Annotated in this window: 31 protein-coding genes; 21 read left to right on the top strand and 10 right to left on the bottom strand. The window is 40.3% G+C overall.

The window, feature by feature from the left end:
* Window positions 1-257: 257 nt before the first annotated feature.
* The 4 genes from MHI58_RS12695 to MHI58_RS12680 all read left to right on the top strand — a co-directional run bounded on the left by MHI58_RS12695 (window position 258) and on the right by MHI58_RS12680 (window position 5445).
* Window positions 258-1883, top strand: coding sequence for a xylulokinase (locus MHI58_RS12695; protein WP_045034090.1), 1626 nt, complete (start codon window positions 258-260; stop codon window positions 1881-1883).
* Entirely contained in the window at window positions 1877-2581 is a 705-nt protein-coding gene (locus MHI58_RS12690) for an L-ribulose-5-phosphate 4-epimerase (protein WP_007501382.1), read from the top strand. Before MHI58_RS12695 ends, MHI58_RS12690 begins: the two co-directional genes overlap by 7 nt.
* A 17-nt stretch (window positions 2582-2598) precedes the next feature.
* Window positions 2599-4020, top strand: a complete 1422-nt coding sequence (araA, locus tag MHI58_RS12685) for an L-arabinose isomerase (RefSeq protein WP_045034089.1) — start codon at window positions 2599-2601, stop codon at window positions 4018-4020.
* Window positions 4021-4104: 84 nt separating this feature from the next.
* Window positions 4105-5445: a sugar porter family MFS transporter gene (locus MHI58_RS12680; protein ID WP_007501378.1), complete on the top strand. Its 1341-nt coding sequence runs from the start codon at window positions 4105-4107 to the stop codon at window positions 5443-5445.
* 36 nt (window positions 5446-5481) lie between these two features.
* Here MHI58_RS12680 and MHI58_RS12675 read toward each other — a convergent pair whose 3' ends face one another.
* Both MHI58_RS12675 and MHI58_RS12670 read right to left on the bottom strand, forming a co-directional pair.
* Entirely contained in the window at window positions 5482-5703 is a 222-nt protein-coding gene (locus MHI58_RS12675) for a hypothetical protein (RefSeq protein WP_224558471.1), read from the bottom strand.
* A gap of 27 nt (window positions 5704-5730) precedes the next feature.
* Window positions 5731-6048, bottom strand: a complete 318-nt coding sequence (locus tag MHI58_RS12670; protein ID WP_024718781.1) for a hypothetical protein — start codon at window positions 6046-6048, stop codon at window positions 5731-5733.
* Window positions 6049-6232: 184 nt separating this feature from the next.
* Here MHI58_RS12670 and MHI58_RS12665 point away from each other — a divergent pair, with 184 nt between their 5' ends.
* A complete protein-coding gene (locus MHI58_RS12665; RefSeq protein WP_017358055.1) occupies window positions 6233-6526 on the top strand; it encodes a CotD family spore coat protein in 294 nt (97 codons plus the stop codon).
* Window positions 6527-6578: 52 nt separating this feature from the next.
* On the opposite strand, the gene MHI58_RS12660 is transcribed toward MHI58_RS12665, so the two are convergent.
* The 5 genes from MHI58_RS12660 to MHI58_RS12640 all read right to left on the bottom strand — a co-directional run bounded on the left by MHI58_RS12660 (window position 6579) and on the right by MHI58_RS12640 (window position 10473).
* Window positions 6579-7247 (bottom strand): ABC transporter ATP-binding protein, encoded by a 669-nt coding sequence (locus MHI58_RS12660; RefSeq protein WP_024718783.1) that lies wholly within the window; start codon window positions 7245-7247, stop codon window positions 6579-6581.
* Complete coding sequence (locus MHI58_RS12655) at window positions 7240-7785, bottom strand: hypothetical protein (RefSeq protein WP_045034088.1); 546 nt, start codon at window positions 7783-7785, stop codon at window positions 7240-7242. The genes MHI58_RS12660 and MHI58_RS12655 overlap by 8 nt, the downstream gene beginning before the upstream one ends.
* A gap of 21 nt (window positions 7786-7806) precedes the next feature.
* Window positions 7807-8307, bottom strand: a complete 501-nt coding sequence (locus MHI58_RS12650; protein WP_039167181.1) for a stage II sporulation protein M — start codon at window positions 8305-8307, stop codon at window positions 7807-7809.
* Between the two features lies 1 nt (window position 8308).
* Window positions 8309-9847, bottom strand: coding sequence for a hypothetical protein (locus tag MHI58_RS12645; protein WP_234710286.1), 1539 nt, complete (start codon window positions 9845-9847; stop codon window positions 8309-8311).
* A 299-nt stretch (window positions 9848-10146) separates the two neighbouring features.
* Window positions 10147-10473: an uberolysin/carnocyclin family circular bacteriocin gene (locus tag MHI58_RS12640; RefSeq protein WP_017358050.1), complete on the bottom strand. Its 327-nt coding sequence runs from the start codon at window positions 10471-10473 to the stop codon at window positions 10147-10149.
* Window positions 10474-10761: 288 nt separating this feature from the next.
* On the opposite strand from MHI58_RS12640, the gene MHI58_RS12635 reads away from it, so the two are divergent.
* From MHI58_RS12635 to MHI58_RS12620, 4 genes are all read left to right on the top strand, one after another.
* A complete protein-coding gene (locus MHI58_RS12635; protein ID WP_205407411.1) occupies window positions 10762-11364 on the top strand; it encodes a GNAT family N-acetyltransferase in 603 nt (200 codons plus the stop codon).
* Window positions 11318-11872, top strand: coding sequence for a hypothetical protein (locus tag MHI58_RS12630; protein WP_045034085.1), 555 nt, complete (start codon window positions 11318-11320; stop codon window positions 11870-11872). The genes MHI58_RS12635 and MHI58_RS12630 overlap by 47 nt, the downstream gene beginning before the upstream one ends.
* 154 nt (window positions 11873-12026) lie before the next feature.
* Window positions 12027-13439, top strand: a complete 1413-nt coding sequence (locus MHI58_RS12625) for a polysaccharide deacetylase family protein (protein ID WP_368004324.1) — start codon at window positions 12027-12029, stop codon at window positions 13437-13439.
* Between the two features lie 96 nt (window positions 13440-13535).
* Window positions 13536-13727, top strand: a complete 192-nt coding sequence (locus MHI58_RS12620) for a hypothetical protein (protein ID WP_041090818.1) — start codon at window positions 13536-13538, stop codon at window positions 13725-13727.
* Between the two features lie 47 nt (window positions 13728-13774).
* Here the strand turns inward: MHI58_RS12620 and MHI58_RS12615 are convergent, their stop codons facing one another.
* Window positions 13775-13906, bottom strand: a complete 132-nt coding sequence (locus MHI58_RS12615; protein WP_003217310.1) for a hypothetical protein — start codon at window positions 13904-13906, stop codon at window positions 13775-13777.
* Window positions 13907-14041: 135 nt separating this feature from the next.
* Between MHI58_RS12615 and MHI58_RS12610 the strand changes: the two genes are divergently transcribed.
* The 4 genes from MHI58_RS12610 to MHI58_RS12595 all read left to right on the top strand — a co-directional run bounded on the left by MHI58_RS12610 (window position 14042) and on the right by MHI58_RS12595 (window position 17618).
* The gene (locus MHI58_RS12610; protein ID WP_159159831.1) at window positions 14042-14467 is read left to right on the top strand and encodes an NUDIX hydrolase; all 426 of its coding nucleotides are present in this window, start codon (window positions 14042-14044) and stop codon (window positions 14465-14467) included.
* 35 nt (window positions 14468-14502) lie between these two features.
* Window positions 14503-14919 (top strand): Imm1 family immunity protein, encoded by a 417-nt coding sequence (locus MHI58_RS12605; RefSeq protein ID WP_041090814.1) that lies wholly within the window; start codon window positions 14503-14505, stop codon window positions 14917-14919.
* Window positions 14920-15275: 356 nt separating this feature from the next.
* A complete protein-coding gene (locus tag MHI58_RS12600; protein WP_159160155.1) occupies window positions 15276-17084 on the top strand; it encodes a ribonuclease YeeF family protein in 1809 nt (602 codons plus the stop codon).
* 15 nt (window positions 17085-17099) lie between these two features.
* A complete protein-coding gene (locus MHI58_RS12595; protein ID WP_368004323.1) occupies window positions 17100-17618 on the top strand; it encodes an Imm6 family immunity protein in 519 nt (172 codons plus the stop codon).
* A 125-nt stretch (window positions 17619-17743) separates the two neighbouring features.
* Here MHI58_RS12595 and sigK read toward each other — a convergent pair whose 3' ends face one another.
* Window positions 17744-18472: an RNA polymerase sporulation sigma factor SigK gene (sigK, locus tag MHI58_RS12590; protein ID WP_058014952.1), complete on the bottom strand. Its 729-nt coding sequence runs from the start codon at window positions 18470-18472 to the stop codon at window positions 17744-17746.
* Window positions 18473-18703: 231 nt separating this feature from the next.
* Between sigK and MHI58_RS12585 the strand changes: the two genes are divergently transcribed.
* The 4 genes from MHI58_RS12585 (at window position 18704) to MHI58_RS12570 (ending at window position 21761) form a co-directional block, all read left to right on the top strand.
* Entirely contained in the window at window positions 18704-19825 is a 1122-nt protein-coding gene (locus MHI58_RS12585) for a tetratricopeptide repeat protein (protein ID WP_007501361.1), read from the top strand.
* A 167-nt stretch (window positions 19826-19992) separates the two neighbouring features.
* Window positions 19993-20733 carry a polysaccharide deacetylase family protein gene (locus MHI58_RS12580; protein WP_045034394.1) on the top strand — a complete coding sequence of 247 codons (741 nt, stop codon included), beginning with the start codon at window positions 19993-19995 and terminating at the stop codon, window positions 20731-20733.
* A 71-nt stretch (window positions 20734-20804) separates the two neighbouring features.
* Window positions 20805-21533: a GDSL-type esterase/lipase family protein gene (locus MHI58_RS12575; protein WP_224558465.1), complete on the top strand. Its 729-nt coding sequence runs from the start codon at window positions 20805-20807 to the stop codon at window positions 21531-21533.
* Window positions 21534-21611: 78 nt separating this feature from the next.
* Window positions 21612-21761, top strand: a complete 150-nt coding sequence (locus MHI58_RS12570) for a hypothetical protein (RefSeq protein WP_169744069.1) — start codon at window positions 21612-21614, stop codon at window positions 21759-21761.
* Between the two features lie 136 nt (window positions 21762-21897).
* Here MHI58_RS12570 and MHI58_RS12565 read toward each other — a convergent pair whose 3' ends face one another.
* Window positions 21898-22038: a sporulation histidine kinase inhibitor Sda gene (locus tag MHI58_RS12565; protein ID WP_003217327.1), complete on the bottom strand. Its 141-nt coding sequence runs from the start codon at window positions 22036-22038 to the stop codon at window positions 21898-21900.
* Between the two features lie 362 nt (window positions 22039-22400).
* Here MHI58_RS12565 and MHI58_RS12560 point away from each other — a divergent pair, with 362 nt between their 5' ends.
* Genes MHI58_RS12560 through yhbY form a run of 4 tightly spaced genes read left to right on the top strand, consistent with a single transcriptional unit; the run spans window position 22401 to window position 25173 of the window.
* Window positions 22401-22922 (top strand): YqeG family HAD IIIA-type phosphatase, encoded by a 522-nt coding sequence (locus MHI58_RS12560; RefSeq protein ID WP_008356191.1) that lies wholly within the window; start codon window positions 22401-22403, stop codon window positions 22920-22922.
* Window positions 22923-22924: 2 nt separating this feature from the next.
* Complete coding sequence (yqeH, locus tag MHI58_RS12555; RefSeq protein WP_007501357.1) at window positions 22925-24025, top strand: ribosome biogenesis GTPase YqeH; 1101 nt, start codon at window positions 22925-22927, stop codon at window positions 24023-24025.
* Window positions 24026-24046: 21 nt separating this feature from the next.
* On the top strand, window positions 24047-24889 hold the full coding sequence (gene aroE / locus MHI58_RS12550) for a shikimate dehydrogenase (RefSeq protein ID WP_035702719.1): 843 nt from the start codon (window positions 24047-24049) through the stop codon (window positions 24887-24889).
* Complete coding sequence (gene yhbY / locus MHI58_RS12545) at window positions 24883-25173, top strand: ribosome assembly RNA-binding protein YhbY (RefSeq protein WP_008342507.1); 291 nt, start codon at window positions 24883-24885, stop codon at window positions 25171-25173. The genes aroE and yhbY overlap by 7 nt, the downstream gene beginning before the upstream one ends.
* The last annotated feature ends 8 nt before the right edge of the window (window positions 25174-25181 follow it).

The raw sequence follows: 25181 nt of genomic DNA, 5'->3' as shown, positions 1-25181 counted from the left end.
ACAGTTGATCCTCTACTCGGATTGAGAAGAACTTGTATGGACATATTTTAACATGGTTGCTTAATCAAAAACAGGCGCTTGCAGTGTCTACCGTCTAATCCTTAGAGAATATGAAAGTTTTTGTCTGATTGTGTATGCACAACTATATTTATTATTGACATATGTACGGACAAATATTATATTGTTTTTGTGCACAGGTAAAGATGGATCAAACGAAATAGATATTTGAAACCGCTATCATCATGGGGGTGAACAAAATGAATCGTGAAGAGACGGCCAAAGCCATTAGAGAAGGCAGGACATCTTTGGGCATTGAATTTGGTTCGACACGAATTAAAGCCATTTTAATAGATGAAGAGTTTCAGCCAATTGCGCAAGGTGCATTTGAATGGGAAAGTTCTCTTCAAGAAGGAATATGGACGTACAACTTAATTGAGATCATTACAGGTCTTCAAGTGGCGTACCGTCAGATGAAAGAACAGGCTGCACAATTGTATGGGGTGACGATTCAAACCATTGGCTCCATCGGGATATCTGCGATGATGCATGGCTACGTCGCCTGTCATCATACAGGAGAGCTCCTCGTCCCGTTTCGAACGTGGCGGAATGGAACAACGACCGAGGCGAGTCAAAAGCTAACAGATGTATTCCAATTTCATATTCCAGAAAGATGGAGTATCGCTCACTTATACCAAGCGATACTAGGAGAGGAAAAACATCTGTCCCGGTTAGAGTATGTGACCACTTTGTCCGGCTACATTCACTGGCTGTTAACAGGGAAGCAGGCCATCGGAATTGGCGATGCGTCGGGAATGTTCCCCATTGATGAAAAAACGAAGGATTACAACGAAGTGATGCTTCATCAATTTGAAGCATTGATTGCAGAAAAAGGCTACCCGTGGAAGCTTCGTCATCTTTTGCCGCGCATCTATTTAGCAGGCGAAGAAGCTGGTGTGTTAACAGCAGCTGGAGCAGCGATTTTAGACCAAGGCAAACAGTTGCAGCCAGGTATCCCTTTTTGCCCGCCAGAGGGTGATGCAGGAACAGGGATGGTCGCAACAAACAGTGTGGAAAAGAGAACTGGGAATATTTCAGTTGGGACATCTGTATTTGCCATGATTGTGTTAGAGCAACATCTAAAAGGTGTGTACCCAGAAGTGGACCTTGTCACGACACCAGATGGCCTGCCAGTCGCGATGGTTCATGCCAACAATTGTACAAGTGACCTCAACGCTTGGATGAATCTATTCAGAGAAGCGTTTGAAGCAATGGGTCAGCCAGTTGAAACAGAAAGATTGTACGAAACCCTATTAAATCAAGCTTTAGAAGCAGATCATGATGGGGGCGGGCTTTTAAGCTATGGCTATTATTCTGGTGAAAATATTACGAGACTAAAAGAAGGAAGACCCCTTTTTGTTAGATCTCCTCAAAGCCGGTTTACCCTTGCTAATTTCATTCGGACGCATCTTTTCTCTGCATTTGGCGCAATGAAAATCGGGATGGATCGGTTAAAAGCACATGAACAAGTCAAGATTGATCGCTTACTAGGACATGGCGGTTTATTTAAAACACCGATAGTTGGGCAAAAAATGGTCGCTGCTGCACTCGGGACACCTGTATCCGTCGTATCAACGGCGGGAGAAGGCGGTGCGTTTGGGATGGCGGTCCTTGCTTCATATATGATCAATCACCAGCAGCAAACACTGAGCCATTTTCTCAAGCATCAAGTATTTGCCCATACATTAGAAGAGCTTATTGATCCTGATCCACTGGATGTTAAAGGTTTTGAGGCATTTATAAAGCGCTATCAAGAAGGACTCCCGATAGAAAAAGCGGCAGTAGAACATTTGACGCCACAGAAAGGAGCGGCACCTGTATGTTAGAGCGGTTAAAAGAAGAAGTGTTTCAAGCGAATCTAGATCTACCAAAGTACGGACTTGTGAAATTTACATGGGGCAATGTCAGTGCGTGCGATCGTGACAGTGGACTGTTTGTCATTAAGCCAAGCGGCATAGCGTATGACAAATTATCAGCAAAAGACATGGTCGTGGTCGATTTTGACGGTCAAGTGGTCGAGGGAGAATTCAATCCTTCTTCCGATACTGCCACACATGCTGTTCTTTACAAACATTTTGAGGAAATTGGCGGCATTTCACATAGCCATTCAATGTGGGCAACGGTATGGGCGCAAGCTGGACTTGATTTACCAGCAATGGGCACAACACATGCCGATACATTTTACGGACCTGTTCCGTGCGCTCGATTTCTCACAGAAGAAGAGGTGAATCGCGGGTATGAGGTGGAAACAGGACACCTGATCATTGAAACGTTTGAGAAAAGACAGATAGATGTAATGGCGGTTCCTGGTATTTTGCTGCAAGGTCATGGTCCCTTTACGTGGGGAAAAGATGCAAAAAGTGCGGTAACGAACAGTGTCATTTTAGATGAAGTAGCGAAAATGAACCTGTTTGCAAAGCAATTGAACGAATATGCGGAGCCTCTTCCGCAGGTGATTTTAGATAAACATTATTTAAGAAAACATGGAACACATGCGTATTACGGACAAAAACCTTCAAGATAAAGAAAAGAGGGATTTCTATGTTAACAAGTCAGAAGAAAGAATGTTGGTTTGTCGTCGGTTCACAGCACTTATATGGGGGTGAAGCACTGAAGCAAGTGAAGGCAGATGCGCAAAAGATAACAGATGCCTTAAATGAGAGCGGTTTGCTGCCTTATCCAATTATTCTGCAGGAACTGGCGGTTAGTGCGGATCAAATCACACAGCTGGTGAAAGAGGTCAACTATCGTGATGAGGTCATCGGTGTGATGACTTGGATGCATACGTTCTCTCCAGCAAAAATGTGGATACGTGGTACGTCTCTTTTGCAAAAGCCTCTTTTGCATCTCGTCACGCAATACTATGAAAACATTCCGTGGGACACGATTGATATGGACTATATGAATCTCCATCAATCGGCACATGGAGACAGAGAGTACGGCTATATCAATGCACGTTTAAATAAGCAAAACCAAATCGTTGCAGGTCATTGGTCGAAGCAGGAGGTGAAGCAGCAAATCGCTGATTGGATGGACGTTGCGGCTGCCTATCATGAGAGCTTCCACATCAAAGTGGCTCGGTTTGGTGACAATATGCGCCACGTTGCGGTGACAGAAGGAGATAAAATTGAAGCGCAGATCCAGCTGGGCTGGACCGTTGATTACTTTGGAATAGGCGACCTTGTGAACTATGTAAATGCTGTGGAAGAAGCAGAAGTTAATGCTCTGTTTGCTGAGTACTTAACGTTATATGACGTGGATTATGGGAGCTATTCGGCGGAAGAATGGGAACAAAGTGTGAAAGTGCAGGCACGATATGAAATTGCCATCAAGCGTTTTTTAGATGAAGGCGGCTACAATGCCTTTACGACAAACTTTGAAGATTTACATGGTATGAAGCAGCTTCCGGGTTTAGCCGTTCAGCGACTGATGGCAAAGGGATATGGCTTTGCGGGTGAAGGGGATTGGAAAACCGCCGCACTGGATCGTTTATTAAAGGTGATGAGCCATCATCAATCGACTGGTTTTATGGAAGATTACACATATGAAATGACTGCTGGTCAGGAAGCAGTGCTGCAATCTCATATGCTAGAAGTAGATCCTGCGCTTGCACATACAAAACCTGTCATTGTCGTGTCTCCGCTAGGCATTGGAAACCGGGAAGACCCAGCACGTCTTGTGTTTGATGGAAAAGCAGGCGAGGGCGTTGTTGTCTCCATTGCTGATTTTGGAACACATTTCAAATGGCTGATTCAAGAAGTGGAAGCCTTTGAGCCGCAGGAAGCAGCACCACATTTACCGGTGGCACGAGTCCTCTGGAAAATCAAACCGAACTTTCAAGATGGAGTCAAAGCATGGATTAAGCACGGCGGAGGTCATCATACAGTCGTATCTCTCAATTTAACGGTTGATCAAATTGTTCATTTTGCAAAGCTTGTGAATGCAGAATATGTGGTTTTATAAAGAAGGGTGAAATGCATTCTACTGTGAACGGTAGAATGGCAGGGAGAAATGAAAGCGGTTTATTAAGTGAGGGGGGTCATCCACTTGGAGAAAAAAGTATCAAGTAAATTTATCTTCTTTTTCGGATCCTTTGCAGGTATCTTATTTGGATATGATATTGGTATTATCGCAGGGGCAGAAGGGCACATTCAGGAAGAATTTCAGCTCAGCCCGTTATGGCTTGGCATCGTCGTTTCTTCATTAATGGGCGGGGCGATCATTGGTTCCATTTTAAGCGGTCTGATGGGGGATAAGTTTGGCCGCAGAAAGCTCATTTTGGTGTCATCGATTATCTTTTTTGTCGGTGCGCTTGGCTCAGCCATTGCACCAGAAGAAATCTCATTAACCATTGCCCGGATTTTCTTAGGAACAGCTGTAGGGACAGCCTCATCGCTCGTGCCTGCTTACATGTCTGAAATCGCTCCAGCTAAAATTCGCGGGAAATTGTCCGGCCTGAATCAGCTGATGATTGTGAGTGGATTATTGCTTAGCTATATCGTCGCATTTGTGTTTGAACCAATTCCAGACAGCTGGCGCTGGATGCTGGGAAGTGCTGCTTTATTTGCGATCGTGCTTTATATTGGCATGCTGAAACTTCCTGAATCTCCAAGATATTTAATTAAACACGGAATGGCTCATAAGGCACGTGAAGTATTAGGATCACTTCGTTCATCACGTGAAGAGATTGAAGCAGAAATGCAAGAAATTTTAGAAGTAGCAAAAGAAGAACGCTCAGGCATTCGTGAATTATTTCAAAAGAAATTCCGAATGGCTCTCTTTATTGGGGTCGGAATGGCAACACTCCAGCAAATACAGGGGGCGAACTCCATTGTGTATTATGCAACGAGTATCGCAAGAAATGTAGGTCTTGCTCCGCAAGTTGCCGCAGGTTTTACCGTCATTGTTGGTGTCATATTTGTTGTGACGACCGTGATTTTTTTACAATTCGTCGACCGGTTCGACCGCCGAACGATTCTCACAGTTGGGGGAACGGGGATGGCCCTGTCTTTCTTTGCACCAGCGGCATTAGGTGCGCTCGGAGTGAGTGAAGGCATATTAAACTGGGTCACATTGATTTCACTTTGCTGCTTTATTTTGTGCTATGCCTTCTCATGGGCACCGATCACATGGATTATCATCGGTGAGATTTTCCCACTTTCTGTCAGGGGTATTGGAGCGGGCATTTCTTCTGCCTTTAACTGGACGGGATCATTAGCAGTTGGCCTTGTGTTCCCTATCTTGGCTGACCAATTCAGCTTTGGCGTCATTTTCTCTTCATTTGGGGTCATCTGCTTAATTGGCCTGTTGTTCACGCGCTTTGTATTAGTTGAAACAAAAGGAAGAAGCTTAGAACAAATCGAAACCGATATGGCTGCACGTGTCTAAAGGAAACCATCTATCCTGTGCGGATAGATGGCTTTTTTAATCAAGTATTTGTTTCAGTTCATCTGGCAGTAAATCCATTAATTGATCAGATGAGGATACGTCCAGCACTTCAAGAAGCGCATAATATTTCGCATAAATTTCACTCAGCTGATCAGGATGATTTGCTTCATATCGATTCAAATGCAATTGCGTCAGTTCAAGTGCAATGTCCAGTTTGTTTCGTTCGATGGTTTGTGTTGTGTTGATCAAATCGTTCACCTCTAATTTTAAAGTTATTGAAAAATGTTATGGTGCAGTTCCGCAGCTGACCTTATATTCATGGTCTTCTATCTTTTTTGAATAACAGACGGAAGGTGTCATTCCTGTCTCGCTTTTCCAAGCCTGCCAATACACATCATACAGCTGACCATATTGAGGGTCTACATCGTCCTTTTTTTGCAAAATAGCAAAATAGCTTTGGTAAGGGTAGCCTTCTTGATAAATGGCATGCCGTATCGCTCCTCTTTCAGTCGCATTTGTAAAAACCATAGGCGACAGCAAGGGAAGGGTGATAACTACGACGAGCAGGATGAAAAATGAAAAAAGCTTATGTCTTGTTTTCATCAATGAATGTCCTTTCCTTCACAAGAGATCATTTGTATAATATGTTAAAATTGTCCTATTGTAAAGAAAGACACTACTAGATCACAAGCGGATTTTTTCAAAAATAGACAAGCATCTAATCACTAATCGTGCCTCTGACATACGATAGAGTGTAAGTGAAAGACAACTTGAAGGGGTGTTGAGAATGAGCCGGAATCGATTAGACAATTTTTTCTTTGGGCCTCGCAGAGGGAATCATGGAGAAGTTGAAACGGTTGTATCCCCTACACGTCAAATTGTCAACACGACAACAAATGTACAAACGATCAGAAAAATTCATCCAACTCATATCACAAACGTCAATAAAAACATCAAAAGAATTGAAAACTACTACCCTGTGACGCAATCTACTCGAAATGAGTATATTGTGGAAGAATATGACTGTGGCAGTGATATCAAGAATCCTTGCTGCCGCCCGGTCAAACGCTGTAAATGGTAAGATAATGGTATATAGAAGTGAGGCATCCTGTGATGGGATGCCTTTTGTATGTTTAACGCTCTATTTCATTTAGTTGTCCGTGATCAAGCTCGAAAAAACGATTTCCTAATTCTGAATAAAGGTAGCGCTGATGGCTTGTAAATAAAACACATTGATCAGAGAATTCTTCTTTTAATAAAGAAATAGACTGCATTTGAGATGCCTCATCAAGAGATGTAAAAGGTTCATCAAGAATGATTAGCTCTGGTGATCTGGCCGCCATACAATTAAAGAAAAGCTTATATCTCATACCTAGTGAATATTGTTTGACAGGCATCTTAAGTGCATGAGTTAAATCAAATGCATCACAAAGCGAGAGAAAGGTCTTTTTGTATACCTCTTTTTCTGACTGATTCATTTTCCATAGCGACTGTATAAGAGTCATATGCTCGATACCAGTCAGCGCATCATAAACCAAAGGCTTATCTGGGATGTACGCGACCAACCCTTTATAAAGAGCTGACCCAGGATGATGCTGTTCATTGAGTAAAACCGTTTCGGATACTGAAGGAAGCAGACCTGCGATGATCTTTAAAAGTGTCGATTTACCGCTGCCGTTTTTTCCGATAATACAAGCACGATCACCTTCTTTCAGATGAAAGGATACTTGATCAAGGAGGGGAGAGCTTTCTTCAGTTGTTTCATAACGAAAAGATAGCTGAGACACTTGCAAACTAGCCATTGATAAATCCTCCAATAACAAAAACAGTGGTCACCAGCATATACAAGATGACGGTCGCAAGGGCGGCTTTTTTTGATCCTTTAGCATAATAAATGATCCCATCATATAGGATGCGTAAAAGGTACAAGTTGATCAAAAACGAAACCGCTTGGATGAAGATAAAATAATGATCTAAATCGAGTACCATCACACAATAGATTGCTGCGCTATTCACTAATAGAAGAAACGCATTATAAAGCAAGATGACAAAATACATTTTGCGCAAAATAAACGTTTTATGAAAAAAGTACATATAAATTGAAGTCACGACAGTACCGAGAAAATTCAATATGAAATAAAGTGGGATTGTCAGTAAAAAGATAAACACAATGCTGGCTAATTGTTTTCCCGCAGATAATGGTTCCTCTACTAACAAATCAATAATGAAAAATGTTAAAAAAACAGTTGAAACAAATAAAGATAGTAAGACTAAACCTATAACAGTTTTGGTCGATTGATGTTGGTTGAAAAATTGCTTAGGGCGTAGAAGTAGCTCCATAGAACCACATTCTCCTTTCTTCTAAGATAGATGTACATGGCTGACATATTCCTCTAAAAGAGAGGCAATCAACAAGAGCACTACAGCGGCAAAGATTAACTGAATCACAGTCCGAGTCAGCTTTCTTACATCAATGGCCTTACCTTTCATAAACCGGTAAAGATAAATAAATGGAAAAGCACTGACGATTGAAAATAGGATCAAACCAAGAACCTCAACAAAAGCATGTGGCATGAGGCCAGTGAATAACTGCTGTACTTCATGCTGAGCTATCAAAAACTGAATGAGTTTTCCAATGATATAGCCATTATAAAAAAGAATGCCAGCAGACATAATGCCGCCAGTAAAAGCCCCGATACCTAGAATGGCAAGCCCAACCTGTAAATTGTTTGAAAAAATAGAGAGAAAAAACATGTCTTCATCCTTTTTTAAATAAGGAATCTGATCATAAGGAAGGAGACTTCCAATGAGCAAAGCTACAATAAATACACCGGCGTAAAGATAGCCGAGGCGTAGAATCAATCTATTCTCCGATAGAAAATATCTTATTTTTTTCAACATACTCAATTCCTTTATAAATGGTCTTGCGGCATAATATCCAGCAAATCACTGAAACGATCACAAAATATATAGCGAACAGCACGTTTACGAGCCCTGAGGATTGCTGCAATATAGGGAGAAAAGAGGTCAAAATCAAATAGTACATAAAAGGCAGAACAAGAAAGTTTCTTGCAAATGCCTGACCTTTATCGATGATCTCTAGTTCCTCATTTGTTGTCCCTATTTCATGCTCATGAATAAAATTGAATTTCGTTGTGAATGGAAACAAGTAAAGCTGAATCAAAGGAAAAATGAAAAAGCCAATCCCTAATACCACCAGTTGAATGAGCATCTGAACATGAAACAGTTGATACACAGTCATAATAGATAGATTAATGAATAGTAAAAAGAGCGCTGGTATGGAAAATAAACAATAAAATAACTGGATTTTTGATAAGAAAAATTGCAAAAGAGATATTTGAGAAAGCTCGTAAAGCCAAATGTTCTTTTTTTCAGCACTTAAAGCAAAAATAGAAGGTGTCAGCATTCTCATCTCATAAGATTGATTCGCTAGTATCATAATATTGAGTGTGAATAGCAGCTGAATTTGCAAGGCTTGATGATCGATGATCGAGATCAATCCGGTAAAAACACCAATATAAAAGAAGGCTTCATATGACATGAACATATAATTAAAAAATTCTTTAGATAAGAGCCACCTTTTTTCTTTCAGCAGCTTGATGTCTTTTTGAATCAACACATTTTGTCTAAACAGCGAACCCTGAATTTTATGCAGTACTTGAAAGTACCAATAAAATAAATCCCGAAAATGCTTTGAGCTTTGGTCTTGATCTTTTTCCGTTGGAATCCATCGAACAGGACTTCTCATGACAATCGCACTACCTAATAGCACAACAATCAATGTAATAGGTGAATGGAACAGAGCTTGAAATTGTAGAAAAACAGAGCCATCTGAAAATAAAGTATGATGCATTTGCTGAAGATCATGTTGATATAAAGAGATCAGTTTGTTTGAAAGAGTGATCCAAAACGAATCCTCTGCAAGCGATGAGATCGATTGAAAAAGTTTTTGGAAGGTGTGATAAAAAGGGAAAATGATGTTTAATATGAGAACCCTTCCGAATAAGAAAAAAAGCAAAGCGATGCTTGCAAAAAAGAGGACACGAATAGCCCCGATTTTTTTCACGACGATGTTATAGATATAAGCACCGAATATCTTATTGCTGATGATAAATAGGAAGATACTTGTCAGCATCACATTGACATGTTTTAACCAGAATGCCAGATCGTGTGTTTGAACAATATCATATTGGAATAAAAAATAGATCAAATAAGTGCTCAAACTCGTAAACACAAGCCAAATCAATTCTGAAAACAGAAGCGTTTGAAAAAGTTGTCTAGAGGAAACAGGTGCTAGCTGTATCAATTCTTTAAAAGGAAGAAGATGAGTTCTTCTATAAGATTCAATTCCTTTGACGATAGAAAATAGAAATAAAAACATCACAAAAGCACTTTCCCATTCTATTTGATAGACGGGGGAGTAAAGAAATGAAGATATAACGAATACAATCATGCATCCGAATATGATATCAAGAATACAAGAAAAAAATATGTACTGTTTTGAAGAAAACGACTTGAGAAATGGAATTTTTCGTATAACGAACTGAGCGATATTAGAATACTGTTGCTCCAGTCTAATGGATAGAAGTAGTGATAATAATGGATATAACATCTTCTCACCTGCACAAAAATTTAAATAGAAGGAGAACAGAGTCTCCTTCTATTGAGTCGTTAAATAAATTACCAAGCGATAACGGCTTTACGGCCTTTTTTCTTAATTTCGTTTTTAAGGTATTGACGAATTGTCTCTTTACCAGCCGCAGCAATAAGAGAAAGGCCGCCTGAACCTACAGCAGTTAAAATGGAGACAATTGTAGTGACAGCTCCACCTGCTTCAACCACATTAAGAACTACAGCGGCAACACTGCCTGGAATACCAAATTCTTTTGCTAGATCAGCAACTGGTAGTACTTGTAGCGAGAAGGAAAAAAGAGCTAGCATAAGGAATCCTACTGCTAAAGCACCAAAAAGAACATGTAGTTTGATTTCATTTCTTGTTTCTGTCATATCAAATTCCTCCCTTTTTTGTCTTTTTATTACTATTCTATCTTATGATATGTTTTTGTTCATATCAATCCTTTTTTTTTCTTTTTTTTATGAATTAGTTATAGGTTAATATAAAAAAAGTGAAAAGATAAGTGAGAAAAGAATCGTTTTGGATAGGAAATATCGAGTGAACATGATCAAAATGACCTTGTTTTCACAAAAACGAAAGAGAGCCTAAAAGTCTATAAGAAATGTGCTATATGTAAATGAACCAATATTCTTTGATCAAAAGCGCCTTTCAAGATAAAATTGGAAGTATCAATTCATTCTGATGGAGGCGATTTTCTGAATATTCGGTTGTTAACACCAGAAGATGCTCAAGAATATGCGAACTTGAGATTAGAAGCACTCCGATTAAACCCAGAGAGTTTTGCTATGAGTTACGAGGAAGAGAAGCTAGATACGAAGAATAAATATAAGGCTCGTTTTGCCTCTACACAATCTATGTGGACATTCGGAGCCTTCCATCAAGGTCAGCTGGTCGGCTCGGTTACACTCATACAAGAAACCTTGCAGAAATTAAAGCACCGTGCCAATGTGGCAGCGATGTATGTAACGGCTAATGGACGCGGAAAAGGAATGGGGAAGGCACTCCTGACAAAAGTTCTTTCTTTTGCACGCGAAAAAAAAGACATCGAACAAATATATTTAACAGTGGTCACAACAAATGACCCAGCCAAACATCTTTACAAGTCTGTTGGATTTAAGTCGTATGCGGTAGAAGAAAAAGCACTAAAAATAAATGGTGCTTATGTAGATGAGGAAAAAATGGTGCTATGTTTATCATCGTTTGGAGGGGATATAAATGAGCCAGCCAGTCATGCGCATCACATTGGCAGCCGGACCAAATAGTGAACTGGAATCCTTTGCACTTCGTGCCGCACTTGAAAACTTTGGTGCAAAAGTCGATATGCATTGGATAGGCCGACCGAATGACCTGATTGATGTTTTATCAGGGAAAAATAGAGGCGAAACGGATTTCATTCTTTTATCCTTTCACGGAGAAGAAGGAGCGTTTCTCATGCCGGAGTTAGGAGAAGATGTATACGAAGAGGGTGAGCCGAGAGGTGCTGCTTTTGGTGCGGATGACATAAAGCGGTATGCTTCGTTAAATGGAGTCCACATTATATGTACAGGCTGTACACTAGGTGAAAAAAAGGTGGCAGAAGCTTTTTTAGAAACAGGGGCGATATCCTATACAGCGCCCGATGACTACATTGATGGAAATGCGTCATTTATTTTTGTTCTCACCATGCTGTATGAGCTGGTGAATAACTCAAAAACAGTCAGAGCAGCTTTTGACCAGGCACGCTCTATTGATGAAGAAACAAAGTTATTCCAACTGTATATGCAAAAATAAGGGCTGAGCGATCAAGCCCTTTTTATATGTATCTTGTGAAATATGTCGAAAATGTGACAAATGTGTTTTTTGCAAACTAAAAAGGGGCTGAGAAAAGTCTATCCTACAAACACACGTCATCCAGACAGGACGGCATCACGAGAGGAGAATCATTGTGCCAACGAAAGGGAAGATCAGCCTCGTCCTATGTGGACTTGCAATCGTCATCGGTATCGCTGCGTTTTATCATAATCAGCAAGCAAGCGGGACAGAGAGAAAAAAAGTAGAACAAGATGCGAGCTACAAACAAGTTGAAATAGTCACACTTGTGAATGACGGGAAATTCATGAGATATGCTGTCAACTATCCGCTGTTTCATCAAGAAAAACTAGATCAGGAGATCAAAAGATTTGCAGAGACAGCGTTAGAAAAGTTTAAAACATCATTTAGTCAAGCGAGTGATGTCAATGAAGAGAAACGATACGAACTAAACATCGATTATGAGATCATTCATTATGCCAAGCAAACCGTCGCAATCAAATTCAATACATATGAAGTGAAGGGCGGAAAGCAAGGCGTCAATCAAACGAAGGTGATGAACTTTGATTTCAAGAAACAGATATTTTTATCAATCAACGATATCTTCCTATCAAAGAAGGACAATCTTCAAAAGTTATCTCATATGACTTTTGAGGAATTAAAAAAAGATCGAACGCTAGCTGAAAATCAGCCGCTGCTCAAACAGGGAACGTCTCCTGTGGCGAAGAACTATCAGTATTTTGCCATCAAAGATCGTTTTATTGAATTCTACTTTCTAGCAGGGCAAATTGCACCAGACAATAAAGGCCCTCAAGTGCTGGCGATTAAGAAAACACTGCTTAAAGGAATGTTAAAGCCAGAATACATCAATAAAGAAAAGAACAAAAACGAGAAAAAAGAACCGATCGCCAAAAGAAAGATCGTAAAACCTCCAAAACAGGGAGTATTCAACCCAAATCAAAAAGCCATTGCCCTTACATTTGATGATGGACCAAATCCATCAACGACCTCAAAGATCTTAACAGCTTTAAAAGAAAACAAAGGACATGCAACATTTTTCGTATTAGGAAGCAGGGTTCAATATTATCCCGATATGCTAGGTGAAATTAGAAAAGGTGGAAATGAAATCGGAAATCATACTTATAACCACCCTTTGCTCACAAGACTCCCTTTAAAACAAGCCATCAAACAAGTAGAAGACACGCAGCAAATCATTGAAAAAGCGAGCGGGTTCACACCGACTCATTTTAGACCACCATATGGCGGGACAAACGGGCAAATCAACGAAGCTCTTCACATGAAAGTGACCCTTTGGGATGTGGATCCTGAAGACTGGAAATATCGAAACAGCCAATACGTCGCGAACTACATTCTAACTCATGCATCTAGCGGTGAAACGGTCTTAATGCACGACATCTATGACACCTCAGCCAACGCAGCCGTCACGATTATCAAAGAACTCACCAAACAAGGATATCAATTATTGACGGTGTCTGAGCTTGAGCAGTGGAAGGAAGCGCGTGAGAAGAAAGGTGAATTGAATACGTAATGATTATGCGAATCTTAGTAGATTCGTATTTTTTAAGCATATTATGAAAATAAAGGGAAATCATGTTAAAGTGAGTGTAGAAAGGGAGGGCTTCGGATGGTAGTCATGAGGTTGATTAGCCTATATATGCTGACAGCTTTTTGTTTGGGTTTTATTGTTAACTATGTACCTGGTTTGATGCTGCCCATCTATATACTTGCGATGATCGGGCTTATTTTATGTCTCGTTCATATTGCGCTGCATTATATTCATCGAATCAGAAATATGTTGTTTCATGAGAAACGGTAAGAATACTTGCGTACGCTAAGAAACCTCTCTCTAAAAGAGTGAGGTTTTTATTTTTTCGGTTTTTGATGTTCTAACAGTTGTATAATTTTCTCGTTTGATTCTTTCATTTGTCTTAATAAAGAAACGATATTCCCAGTAAACCCAATGAGGACAATCAGTAAAATGATGATGATCCACATAATGTGGCCTCCAATCTTCTGAATGCTTCTTTTTGCTTGTATCAAGGATACCGTATAATGAATGTATTGAAATGAACAGTTCGTGCTATTTATTCGACAATTGATGTAAACAAAGAGCGATGGAGGTAGATACATTTGAAACGAGTAGATGTAGTATCAGCTATTATTTACGATACGGAAGAAAATATTTTAGCAGTTAAAAATGTAAAGGGATATTGGGAACTGCCTGGTGGCGCTGTAGAAAAAGGCGAACACCTGCATCAAGCCGTGATCCGCGAGGTGAATGAAGAGACAGGGTATGTTTGCAAAGTAAATGAAATTCATTCGGTTCGAGAAGCATTCTTTCAAGACAAAAAGCATCATGCACTTATCATTACGTTCTTTGCGGAAATTATCGGGGGAGAGATGAACATTCTAGATCCTGATCATGATATTGAAGAAGTAAAATGGGTCAGCTCTCAAACCTTTCAAAAGCTAAATCCAAAACTATATCACATGTTAAAATTAAACCAACAAACACAAGCTTTTTATGATTTTGAGGGAAATAGAACAATTGGTTAAATCCAAATTGATATAGGCATGAAGGAGAGACATAGATGTTTTTATACTACGGCCCCACGGGAGCTCCAGTAGCAAATCCAGGAGAAGAATTCATGAAAAGAATTTTCTTTCAGGAGGGTGAAGAGTATTGGAAACAAGGTAACGGAGAATCTTCTATTGAGATAGAAGAAGATTGGGAAAGTGAAAGTCTAGTTTTCTTTTATACGGAACCGTATGGATTCTTGATCATGAGATATCCAAATTTTTTGGTCCCTTTTAAAAAGGAAGAAAAAATTGAAACGATCGAGCATTTGGTCGCAGGCGCCCCATTGTATGTGCCGTCATGTAGCTATGTCGATCGGAATCAAGCTTATCAAATCGTTCACCATTTTTTGACGACAAAAAAGGTGCCTGATCTTGTTGAGTGGGTTGAGTTGAGGGATATTGATTTTCAGTATGATAAGAAAAGTTAGAGGGAGCAAGATGAAAGTGAGTACATATGAGAAGTTACATAACTTAGATGAAACTATGCATTTACATGTAGGGTATGATGAACATGGTTTTGATTATGAAGGCGTGTTTTTTAAGAGTTTAGATAGGAAAATGATAATTTCTTTGAATAAAATAGTTGAGCATTAACATCTTAAAAGAATATTACAAGTGGAATGATGTAGGGCTAATAATTGAAGAATTTACTTTATTACAAGTTTAAATTTTCGAGAACTCTGAATCATCTAAGTGCTGTTTTTTGTATCTTTATTCCTATTTCATGGCAAACCCTGTGTTGGTAAAATTGACCTTGTCAATGAATAGGAAGGAGTGAATTCTTCTGGGAAAGATACTTGATGCAAAAGCACTAACCAGTGCCATGGATACGAGGGCAAAACACTATCAGGAACTCCGTGAACAAATGATAGATTTAAAAAAGGCACTTCAAGGTGTTGCCAATCTCGGTGACGACTTCACTGGAAAAGGTGCCGATAACATTAAAAGCTTCTACAAAGAACTCGCCGGAAATGTGGACATGTTTATTAGTTTCATTGATAAACAAAAAGCCTTTCATGAAGGTGTTTCTGGGACACTTGATGATACAAATTTTGGCGGCGACACCTTTGTTGAAGAACACTTTTTAGACAATGCCGTTTATATGGGCATCAAAAACGCCAAAAGCATTGTAAAAGATCAAAAAAAGGCACTCAAAACCATTTTTCAAGATATAGATGACCTCATTTCACTAGAGGTATTTGATAGCCAAACTTTTGATGAAAAAATAGAAGATGCGGAAGACGAGCGAAAAAAGACAGTGAAAGACCTAAGAGAACTTGATCAAAATCTAAAAGATGAATATGCTTTGTCAGAGACGGAGCAGCAGGCTACAATGGCATTGTACGCAGAAATGATCAATGCCACAAATGACGGAAAGTCCATTTCGCCTATGAATTTTGACAAGAAAGCGTATCAAAATAGCGAAATCTACAAGGCAAAAAGCGATATTGAGAAGCAAACTTCTGAATATCTAAAAATCAAAAAAGATCAAGAAGAAGCCCGCAAGATTGCAAAGGAACAAGAAGCACTCGCCAACCGTCCGTGGTATGAAAAAGCTCTTGATTACGGAGGAAATATCGTCAATGAACTGACAGGCGTGAACGATGCAAAACGTGCCGCAACAGGTGTCGATCCGATCACAGGTGAAGAACTCACCGCAGGACAGCGAGTCGCCGCAGGCGGCATGGCAGCAGCAGGATACATCCCGATCGTCGGATGGGCGGGCCGTATTTTCAAAGGCGGAAAAGCCGTCTATAAAACGACTCAAGCCACGTCCGCCGCAGTCAGAGCAGTCGACATTTACAAGACATCACAAAAGTCTTTTGATGCGTTGAAAACATCGCAAAAAGGCTTATATGGCCTCACCGCGACCAACGGCTTCAGCGAAGCGATTACGGGTCGAGACATGTTTGGAAATAAAGTCTCGAAAGAACAGCAGGAAGCAAGTATGAATGCGGCGCTGGGGATGCTTTTGCCATTTGGTGCGAAAGGGTTTAATGGCAAAATGGGAATCAATCAAAAAAGCACCCACCTTAATCAAGCAAGTATAGGAAAGACTGATTTAGATCGTTTAAGGAAAAAGTGGAATGTTCCAGAAACTCAAACTGTTGCTGTAGGTAAAACAGACGTTAGAGGTTTGGAACGTAGCGTTTTCGAAGGTGGGTCACCAAAAGTTAGGAAAGAAGGAGGTCTTCCTTCATTAGATGAAGTTTATCCTGATCGGAAAATTAAGGCACCATATAAAAGATCAGTTAGAGGGCATGCTCAATTTATGGATCATGCAGAAGAAGGTGTGATAGCAGAATTTGAGGATGCAGTCAAAAAGGCAGGACTGAAACCAGAAGAGATAAAAGGTATACTAAATATCCATCAATCTAATCCAAATGGAGTTTGTAATAAATGTACAAAAGGTTTGTTTGATCAAGTTCCAAGTGAGGAAAGAGGAATATTCAAGCAACTGACAGATCACTATCCTGAATTGAAAATAAAAGTAACATCAGAACGAGATCCAAGTGTCCCATACCCAAGAGATACTTTATCTTTTGATGTTAAAAATGGTGTTACAGAAAATGTCGTTAAAATAAAAAAATAGAAAAGAGGCTATAGAATGGATTTTATAAATGACATTAGTGAAGAAGCTAAAGTTGCACTAGGCTTAGCAATAGCCGAAAAAATGTATGCATTCATAGATAAAGAAGATGAGGGTTACCACATAGGAGAAAAAGCTTTAGAAGATTGCTGGAAATGGCTTTCTGGTAAAGAGTTAAGTTCAGATGATTTATGTAACTACATAGATAGTGAAGATTATATGGATGTAGCCGAGTTCGCAAATAAAGAAAAGGATGAACAAAAACAATATGGCTGGTATTCAGTATTAGATGCGGTTTCTTATACAGCTTATCAAGCGTATAAACGAGAAAATAAAAAATTTGTTCCGCAAGTGCTAGAGATAATAGATGATGAAACATTGAATACACTTTGGGAAAATGTTATAGAATCAAAAATGATTGATATAGCTGAACTGAAAACCCTAACGAAGTATCTAATTGGTCATTATCCTAGCAAATATCAAGATAATAACAAGTTATATTTAATCAACAAAGAGGATCTCCCATTAGGCGATTAAATAGAATACGGCTATTTTTAATAAGTAATACAGAAAGACATTAGCTTAGAGATAAAATAAAAAACAGACCTCATATGGTCTGTTTTTTATCCACTAACAAGAAGGATTCTTTTACAAAATTCAAATCACTTCCCCTTTTCCCGCTTCCGTTTCTCCTTTTCCGCCCGGTAAAACTCATGAAACATCTTCATCAGTGCGCGTTTCTCTATCCGAGACACATAGCTCCGCGATATCCCGAGCTCCTTGGCTATTTCCCGCTGCGTTTTCTCTTTCTTTAAGTCCAAACCGAACCGGCCGACGATGACTTCTTTTTCCCGGCCGTCGAGAATGTCGATATATTCTTTTACTTTTTCAAGCTCCATGTTGAGCTGAATGGTATCAATCACGTCTTCATTTTCTGATTTTAAGACGTCAATTAATGAAATTTCGTTGCCTTCTTTATCCTGACCGATGGGGTCATGCAAAGAGACGTCCTTTTTTGTTTTTTTGAGCGCGCGTAAATGCATCAGGATTTCGTTCTCAATACACCGCGCAGCATATGTTGCCAGCTTTGTTCCTTTTCCAGAGGAATAGCTTTCGATGGCTTTAATGAGTCCGATCGTCCCGATGGAGATGAGGTCTTCAGCGTCTTCCCCGGTATTTTCAAATTTCTTGACAATATGGGCGACGAGCCGAAGGTTATGTTCAATCAGCATGTTTCTTGCGTGTTCATCGCCCTCTGCCATAAGGGCTAAGTATTTTTTTTCATCATCTCCCGAAAGGGGTTGTGGAAAGGCATTGTTTTTGACATAGGACACTAAAAACACCAATTCTTTGACCATCAATCCCATCGCTGTAAATACTCCTGCCACGATTTTCACCTCCACCATGTTTAGGCCGCTGCCTATATCCTCAAATGTATGTGAAGGAAGGATTGTCTGTGTCTGTACGATGAAAAAATCATCTTATTTGAAAGAAACGTGCTTCTGTGCGTATGTTTTTGCTGCACCTCTCATATGTTTGCGGTTTCTTTGCGGTGCTTGGCGGTCTAGAAGCGTGCTAAAATATGTAATATTAGACCGAAAAGGAAGGGGTTTTTTCGGAACATGGGGAAGGTTCTTTCTTCACATGTCGGTATGAAAATTAATGAATGGTATCGAATGATACGGCAGTTCAGTGTTCCAGATGCGGAAATCTTGAAAGCAGAAGTAGAAGCGGAAATTGAACGTATGGAAGAGGACCAGCATTTACTGATTTATTATCAGCTCATGTGTTTTCGGCACCAAATTATGCTCGACTATATACACCCTTCAAAATATCAACCTTTCTCAGTATCTAACCTTGTCGATAAAATCGAAAATTCCAATCATGAGTTATCTGATATGCTGCATTATTACCATGCATTTTTTCGTGGCATGCATGAGTTTAGTCAAAAAGAATATTTGGAGGCCGTCAAATATTATCGCATGGCAGAAAAACAGCTGTCTATGGTATTTGATGATATTGAGCAGGCCGAGTTTCATTTTAAAGTAGCAGAAGCCTACTATATAATGAAACAAACGCATGTCTCCATGCACCATATTTTAAAAGCGCTTGAAATATACGATCAGCATGATGCATATTCCATTCGCATTATTCAGTGTCTCTTTGTCATCTCAGGAAATTATCAAGATTTAAAACGTAAAGATCGAGCACTGCCTCACTTGAAAAAGGCGAAACAACTCGCATCCGAAATTGATCACCCGCGCATTTATAGCTCAGCACTCTATAATTTAGGGAAATGTTATGGGGAGTTAGGTTATCGAGAAGAAGCAGAACGATATTTAACCGAATCGGCTGACCTCGCCAAAAAAGAGCTGCTTCCCACGCTGCCTCATACACTTTATACACTGGCAAAGCTGCTTTTTAGACAAAATGAGCAGACTGAAGCAAGGCGCATATTAGAGGATGGGAAATTGGCCGCAAAGAAGCATGAAGACCAGCTGTTCTGTCATATGTTTGAGTATCTGGATGCTTTATATGTTCAGGAAATCAATGAAGAACAACTGCAAAAAACCATTGATTATTTGGAAAAACTTAGCCTATACTCTTATATAGAGGATATCTCACTAGAAATTGCGACAGCCTTAGAAACCTCTCAACAATACCAGAAGTCCAACCAGTATTATCAAAAATTGCTATGGGCTCAAAATCAAATCCAAGAAGGAGAGTGTCTGTATGAATTCTAAGCAACGTTCGACAGTTGAAGAGAGAAACCAAACGTGAGACAAAAAGCGGGCCTGATGGGCCGGCTTTTTTTTATGTGAAAAAGAAGCGTAGACGATCACGAAACTTGAATGAATTCATCAGAAAGCGGGCAATTTAATGTGTAATGATGTTCTGTGGAGGCGGTCTGATGAAAGGGTTGCATATCTTGTTATGTATATTGGTATTATGCGCTTTTGTTCCTGATAACATAGAGGCGCGTACATTAAAAAGAATCGACCTAGAAAAAACGGGACGAGCCTTTTGGGACATGAGAGAGGAACGGAAAAAGATTGCGTTAACCTTTGATGATGGGCCTCATCCGGTATACACAAATCAAATACTAGATGTACTAAGAGAGCATGAAGTGAATGCCAGCTTTTTTGTCATCGGAAGCCGTATTCATGCATATCCCCTCCTCGCAGAGCGGATTGTGAGCGAAGGAAATGAGCTTGGCAATCATACGATGAACCATACGTATTTTGACCTTTTGTCATCGAAAGAAATCAAGCAAGAATTAAAAGAATCAGCGGCTCATATCGCTTCTCTCCAGCCTGGCGGATCCTTATTATTTCGTCCCCCGGGCGGGCGCTTGACGATGAAGTCATTCCGCATTCTTTCTAAGCAAGGATACGATGTCGTGATGTGGTCCTTTACGCAAGATCCGAAGGACTGGTCAAGGCCAGGTGCTCACAAAATTGCCAGCCGTATTATTGAGAATATTCAGGGCGGTGATATCATCCTTTTACATGATGGCGGAGGAAATCGTAAGCAGACAGTAGAAGCGCTGAAACAAGTCGTACCTGAACTAAAGAAAATGGGCTATGAGTTTGTGAAAGTGAGCGAACTGCTGCACCATGACAGAGATTATCTGCCGGTTCAATTACATTAAGAAACAGTCATTCATTGAAACCAAAAGTCTTGTCGTTTACTATATGAAGAGGGCTTTTGGAGGTGAATGTTGTGAAGAAATTTGTTTTCCTTTTCATCCTGATATGTGTTGCGGCTGGGTGCTCGAAGCAGGCGCAGGAAAGTGTCATTGCATTTGGTGACAGTAACACAAGAGGATCGAACTGGGATTTTCGAGATTATCCCACATCTGAAAAATGGGTGAATCTCATGAAAAACGTCGAGCGCGGCCAAATCAAGGTACACAATGCCGGGATTGGCGGGCAGACAACAGAAGATGCGAAGCTGCGCTTTGAGCAGGATATTTTAAAACAAAAACCAACTTACGTCCTCATCATGTTCGGTACAAATGATGCGGCGATTCTAGACGGGAAACATCCCCGTGTGACCAAAAAACGATTTAAGGAAAACTTATCCTACTTCATTTCTGAAAGTAGGAAAGAGGGAATTACCCCGATCCTCATGACGTGCGTGCCTGTGGTGGAAGGAGGCAAAAAGGGCTTGTATTATTATTCTAGATATAAGTCATCTTATTTTGCTGAGAGAGGCGGGGCGAGAGCTTGGCAAAACTCATACAATGACATCACAAGACAAGTAGCTGAAAAACAGCAAGTGCCGCTTGTCGACAATTGGAAAGCGTTCATCCGAGAAGCAGGTGAAGATAGTGACAACGCCTTGATTCAGTCTGGCCTCATTGACCCTTCTGGCAATCATATGACACCAAAAGGGGCAAGAATCATTTATAACGAAATCAAAGAGCGTGATGTCATTAAACATTTTTAAATGCAGGCCATCTGCCTAAACAAGACGATCCATCCAGCATAGTCTAACAGTATATCTTCTTAGAAGGAGGTAACTGATATGTGGGGATGTCCTTATCCTTACCCTGCGTGTTCGCCTTATCCAGCTCAAGGAGCAGGAATCGGTTACGCTTTTCTTGTTGTGTTCCTTGTCGTCATTTTGGTCGTAGGTGGAGGGTTATGCTTTTGGAATGAACAGCCTTGCAAATAAGACACCTCTTCTTTGATCAGAAGGGGTGTTTTTTACGGAAAATAGTAGTAAGCCTATAGCGCAAGTGATATAATATCAGTCACCTGAGTTTAAAAAAGGAGAGTGCTCGGGAGGCATGGTTCCTGGATATATGGAATTAAGAGGAAACAGAGAGCATATGCCCGAGCGAACGTCTTTTCATTTCTGTCTCAATTAATTCAATGAAGTCGCGATTTAAGTTCATTTCATTTGCTTTATAATACGATTCTATAAGTAAATCATCTGACAGCTTTTTCATACTAGAAACCCATATGATGGGAAAAACACCTCCCCTGAAAAAGTTGGCATAAAACTTGAGGAAAAGACATATCATCATAGGTTGATCGAATGTCTTTGAAGTACCTTTAATCTACCATGAATGGGAAACAAGAACAATCGTTCTGTTATCCACATGGTTAAGTGGATAACTTGTGGGTAGAGTGTTTATAATTGAATGAAAGCGTGATGAAATATAGGTGGATAATGTGTGTAAAATTATCCACACCTGTTGAAGGTCCTCATCATATGTCGAAAACTTTTTCATTGTATTCGATAGACAGACAAATTGTGATTTGATTCGACACAATCGCTGAAAAACCAATGGAAGAAAGGGTGCAAATTGTGCTAAAGAAGTATTTCTTACCGGATGAATTTGTGAAAAGTATTTTCCACATTTCGCCGCAAAAACTAAAAGAACGAAATGTAAAAGGAATTATTACGGATTTAGATAACACACTAGTAGAATGGGATCGTCCAAGTGCGACCCCGCGTTTAATTGAATGGTTTCAAGAGATGAAAGATCACGGGATACAGGTGACGATTGTATCGAACAATAATGAAAAAAGGGTCAAGCTTTTTTCTGAGCCTGTTCATATCCCGTTTATTTATAAAGCGAGAAAACCGATGGGAAGAGCCTTTAATAAGGCCGTCGCTGATATGCAATTGAAGAAAGAAGATGTGGTTGTCATTGGCGATCAGCTTATGACAGATGTGCTTGGCGGAAACAGGCATGGCTTCCATACCATTTTGGTTGTACCTGTTGCGGCATCGGACGGATTTTTCACGAAGTTTAACAGGCAGATTGAACGTAGAATTTTAGGAGCCTTAAAGCGTAAGGGCCACATTCAGTGGGAGGAAGAGTAATAATGGAAAAGGTTGTTTGTATTGGCTGCGGTGTAGCCATTCAGACGGAAGATAAAGATCAATTAGGATATGCGCCGGCAGCATCTCTATTGAAAGAAGATGTGATCTGTCAGCGCTGTTTTAGGTTAAAGAACTACAATGAAATTCAGGATGTATCTTTAACAGAAGACGACTTTTTAAATATTTTACACAGCATTGGCGAGACTGATTCTCTGATCGTCAAGGTCGTTGATATTTTTGACTTTAACGGAAGCTGGATTAATGGACTGAGCCGTATTGTTGGTGGTAATCCCATTTTACTTGTCGGCAACAAGGTAGATATTTTACCGAAATCCGTGAAAAAAGACCGTCTTGTTCAATGGATGAAGCGGGAAGCAAAAGAAAATGGGCTCAATCCGATTGATGTGTTTTTAATCAGTGCGAGCAGAGGACAAGGTGTGCCTGAGGTTATGGAGGCCATTGATCATTACCGTGAGGGCAGAAATGTCTATGTTGTCGGCTGTACAAATGTTGGGAAATCAACATTTATTAACCGCATTATCAAAGAGGTGTCTGGAGAAGAGAATGTGATCACCACATCCCAATACCCAGGGACAACACTTGATGCGATTGAAATCCCGCTTGATGATGGGTCTGCTTTATTCGATACACCGGGGATCATCAACCGCCATCAAATGGCGCACTATGTCGGCAAAAATGACTTAAAGATTTTAACGCCGAAAAAAGAATTGAAACCGAGAACGTTCCAGTTAAATGAAGCTCAAACGCTTTACTTTGGCGGACTGGCTCGATTTGATTATGTAAAAGGCGGCAGAACATCCTTTGTTTGCTACATGCCAAATGAACTCAACATTCACAGGACAAAGATGGAGAATGCAGATGACTTATATGAAAAGCATGCAGGTGAACTGCTTTCACCGCCATCAAAAGAGGGCATGGAAGATTTCCCGCCGCTCGTTCCGCACACTTTCACCATAGATCAGCCAAAAATGGACATTGTCTTTTCAGGATTAGGCTGGGTGACTGCGAATGATGCTGGAAAACAAATCAAAGTGTATGCACCAAAAGGCGTGCACGTGTTTATGAGACGTTCGTTAATTTAAATGTTCAGAGGGGGAGAGACCTTGAAACCTTTATACGGAGTAATCGGTAACCCTGTTGGCCATTCAATGTCTCCGGATATTCATAATGCAGCATTAAAGGATGCTGGAATTGATGGACATTATCATGGCTTTCAAGTAGAAAATGATGACCTGAAAGATGCCATTAACGGTATGAAAGCCTTAGGAATCAGCGGCTTTAACGTCACTGTTCCGCACAAGGTAGACATCATGCAGTACCTTGACAAAATTGATGTGACAGCTGAACGTCTGCGTGCCGTCAATACGGTTCGCCTCGAAAATGGTCAACTCGTTGGGTACAATACAGATGGAGAGGGTTTTCTTCATTCGTTGCTTGAAGCCTTGGATCGGCCGTTATCAGAGCTGTCATTTCTCATGATTGGTGCTGGCGGAGCGGCAAGAGCGATTTATATGACAATTGCTGAGTATGCACCGAAAAGCTTTGACATTACGAATCGTACCATTGAAAAAGCTGAGGCTTTAATTGAAAGTGCCGGTGGGAAAATCACATCTCGTGCCATTGCATTAAATACAGCAGAAGAGCGGCTTGGGGAATATGATGTCATCATCCATACGACCTCGATTGGTATGTATCCGAATGTTGAAGAAACCCCAATTTCTTTAGCGAACGCAAAAAAAACAGCGGTCGTTTGTGATATTGTGTATAATCCAATAGAAACAAAGCTGCTAAGCGAAGCAGCCGGGTTAGGTTTGAAAACGGTCGATGGCGTCGGCATGTTTGTTGGTCAGGCGGTAAGAGCCTTTGAACTGTGGACGGGCATTACACCTGACGCCCGAAAAATGAAGTCAATTGTCATAGAGAAATTAGGAGGAACACCATGTTAAAAGGTAAGCAAAAACGTTTTTTACGTGCGCAAGCACATCATTTATCACCTATTTTTCAAGTTGGAAAAGGCGGGGTAAATGACAATATGGTCAAGCAAATTTCCGAGGCGCTTGAAGCAAGAGAACTTTTGAAAGTCAGCGTATTGCAAAACTGCGACGAGGACAAAACAGAGGTTGCAAAAGCACTTGTAAAAGGTGCAAAAGCTGAACTCGTTCAAACGATCGGAAATGTGATTGTCCTTTATAAGGAATCAAAGGAAAATAAACAAATTAAGCTGCCGTAAAGGTGGAT

The organism is Bacillus sp. FSL K6-2869 (genome assembly GCF_040869405.1).
Taxonomy (GTDB): domain Bacteria; phylum Bacillota; class Bacilli; order Bacillales; family Bacillaceae; genus Bacillus; species Bacillus altitudinis.
The sequence above is the reverse complement of the archived record's forward strand: the minus strand, read 5'-3'. Positions and strand labels throughout refer to the sequence as shown.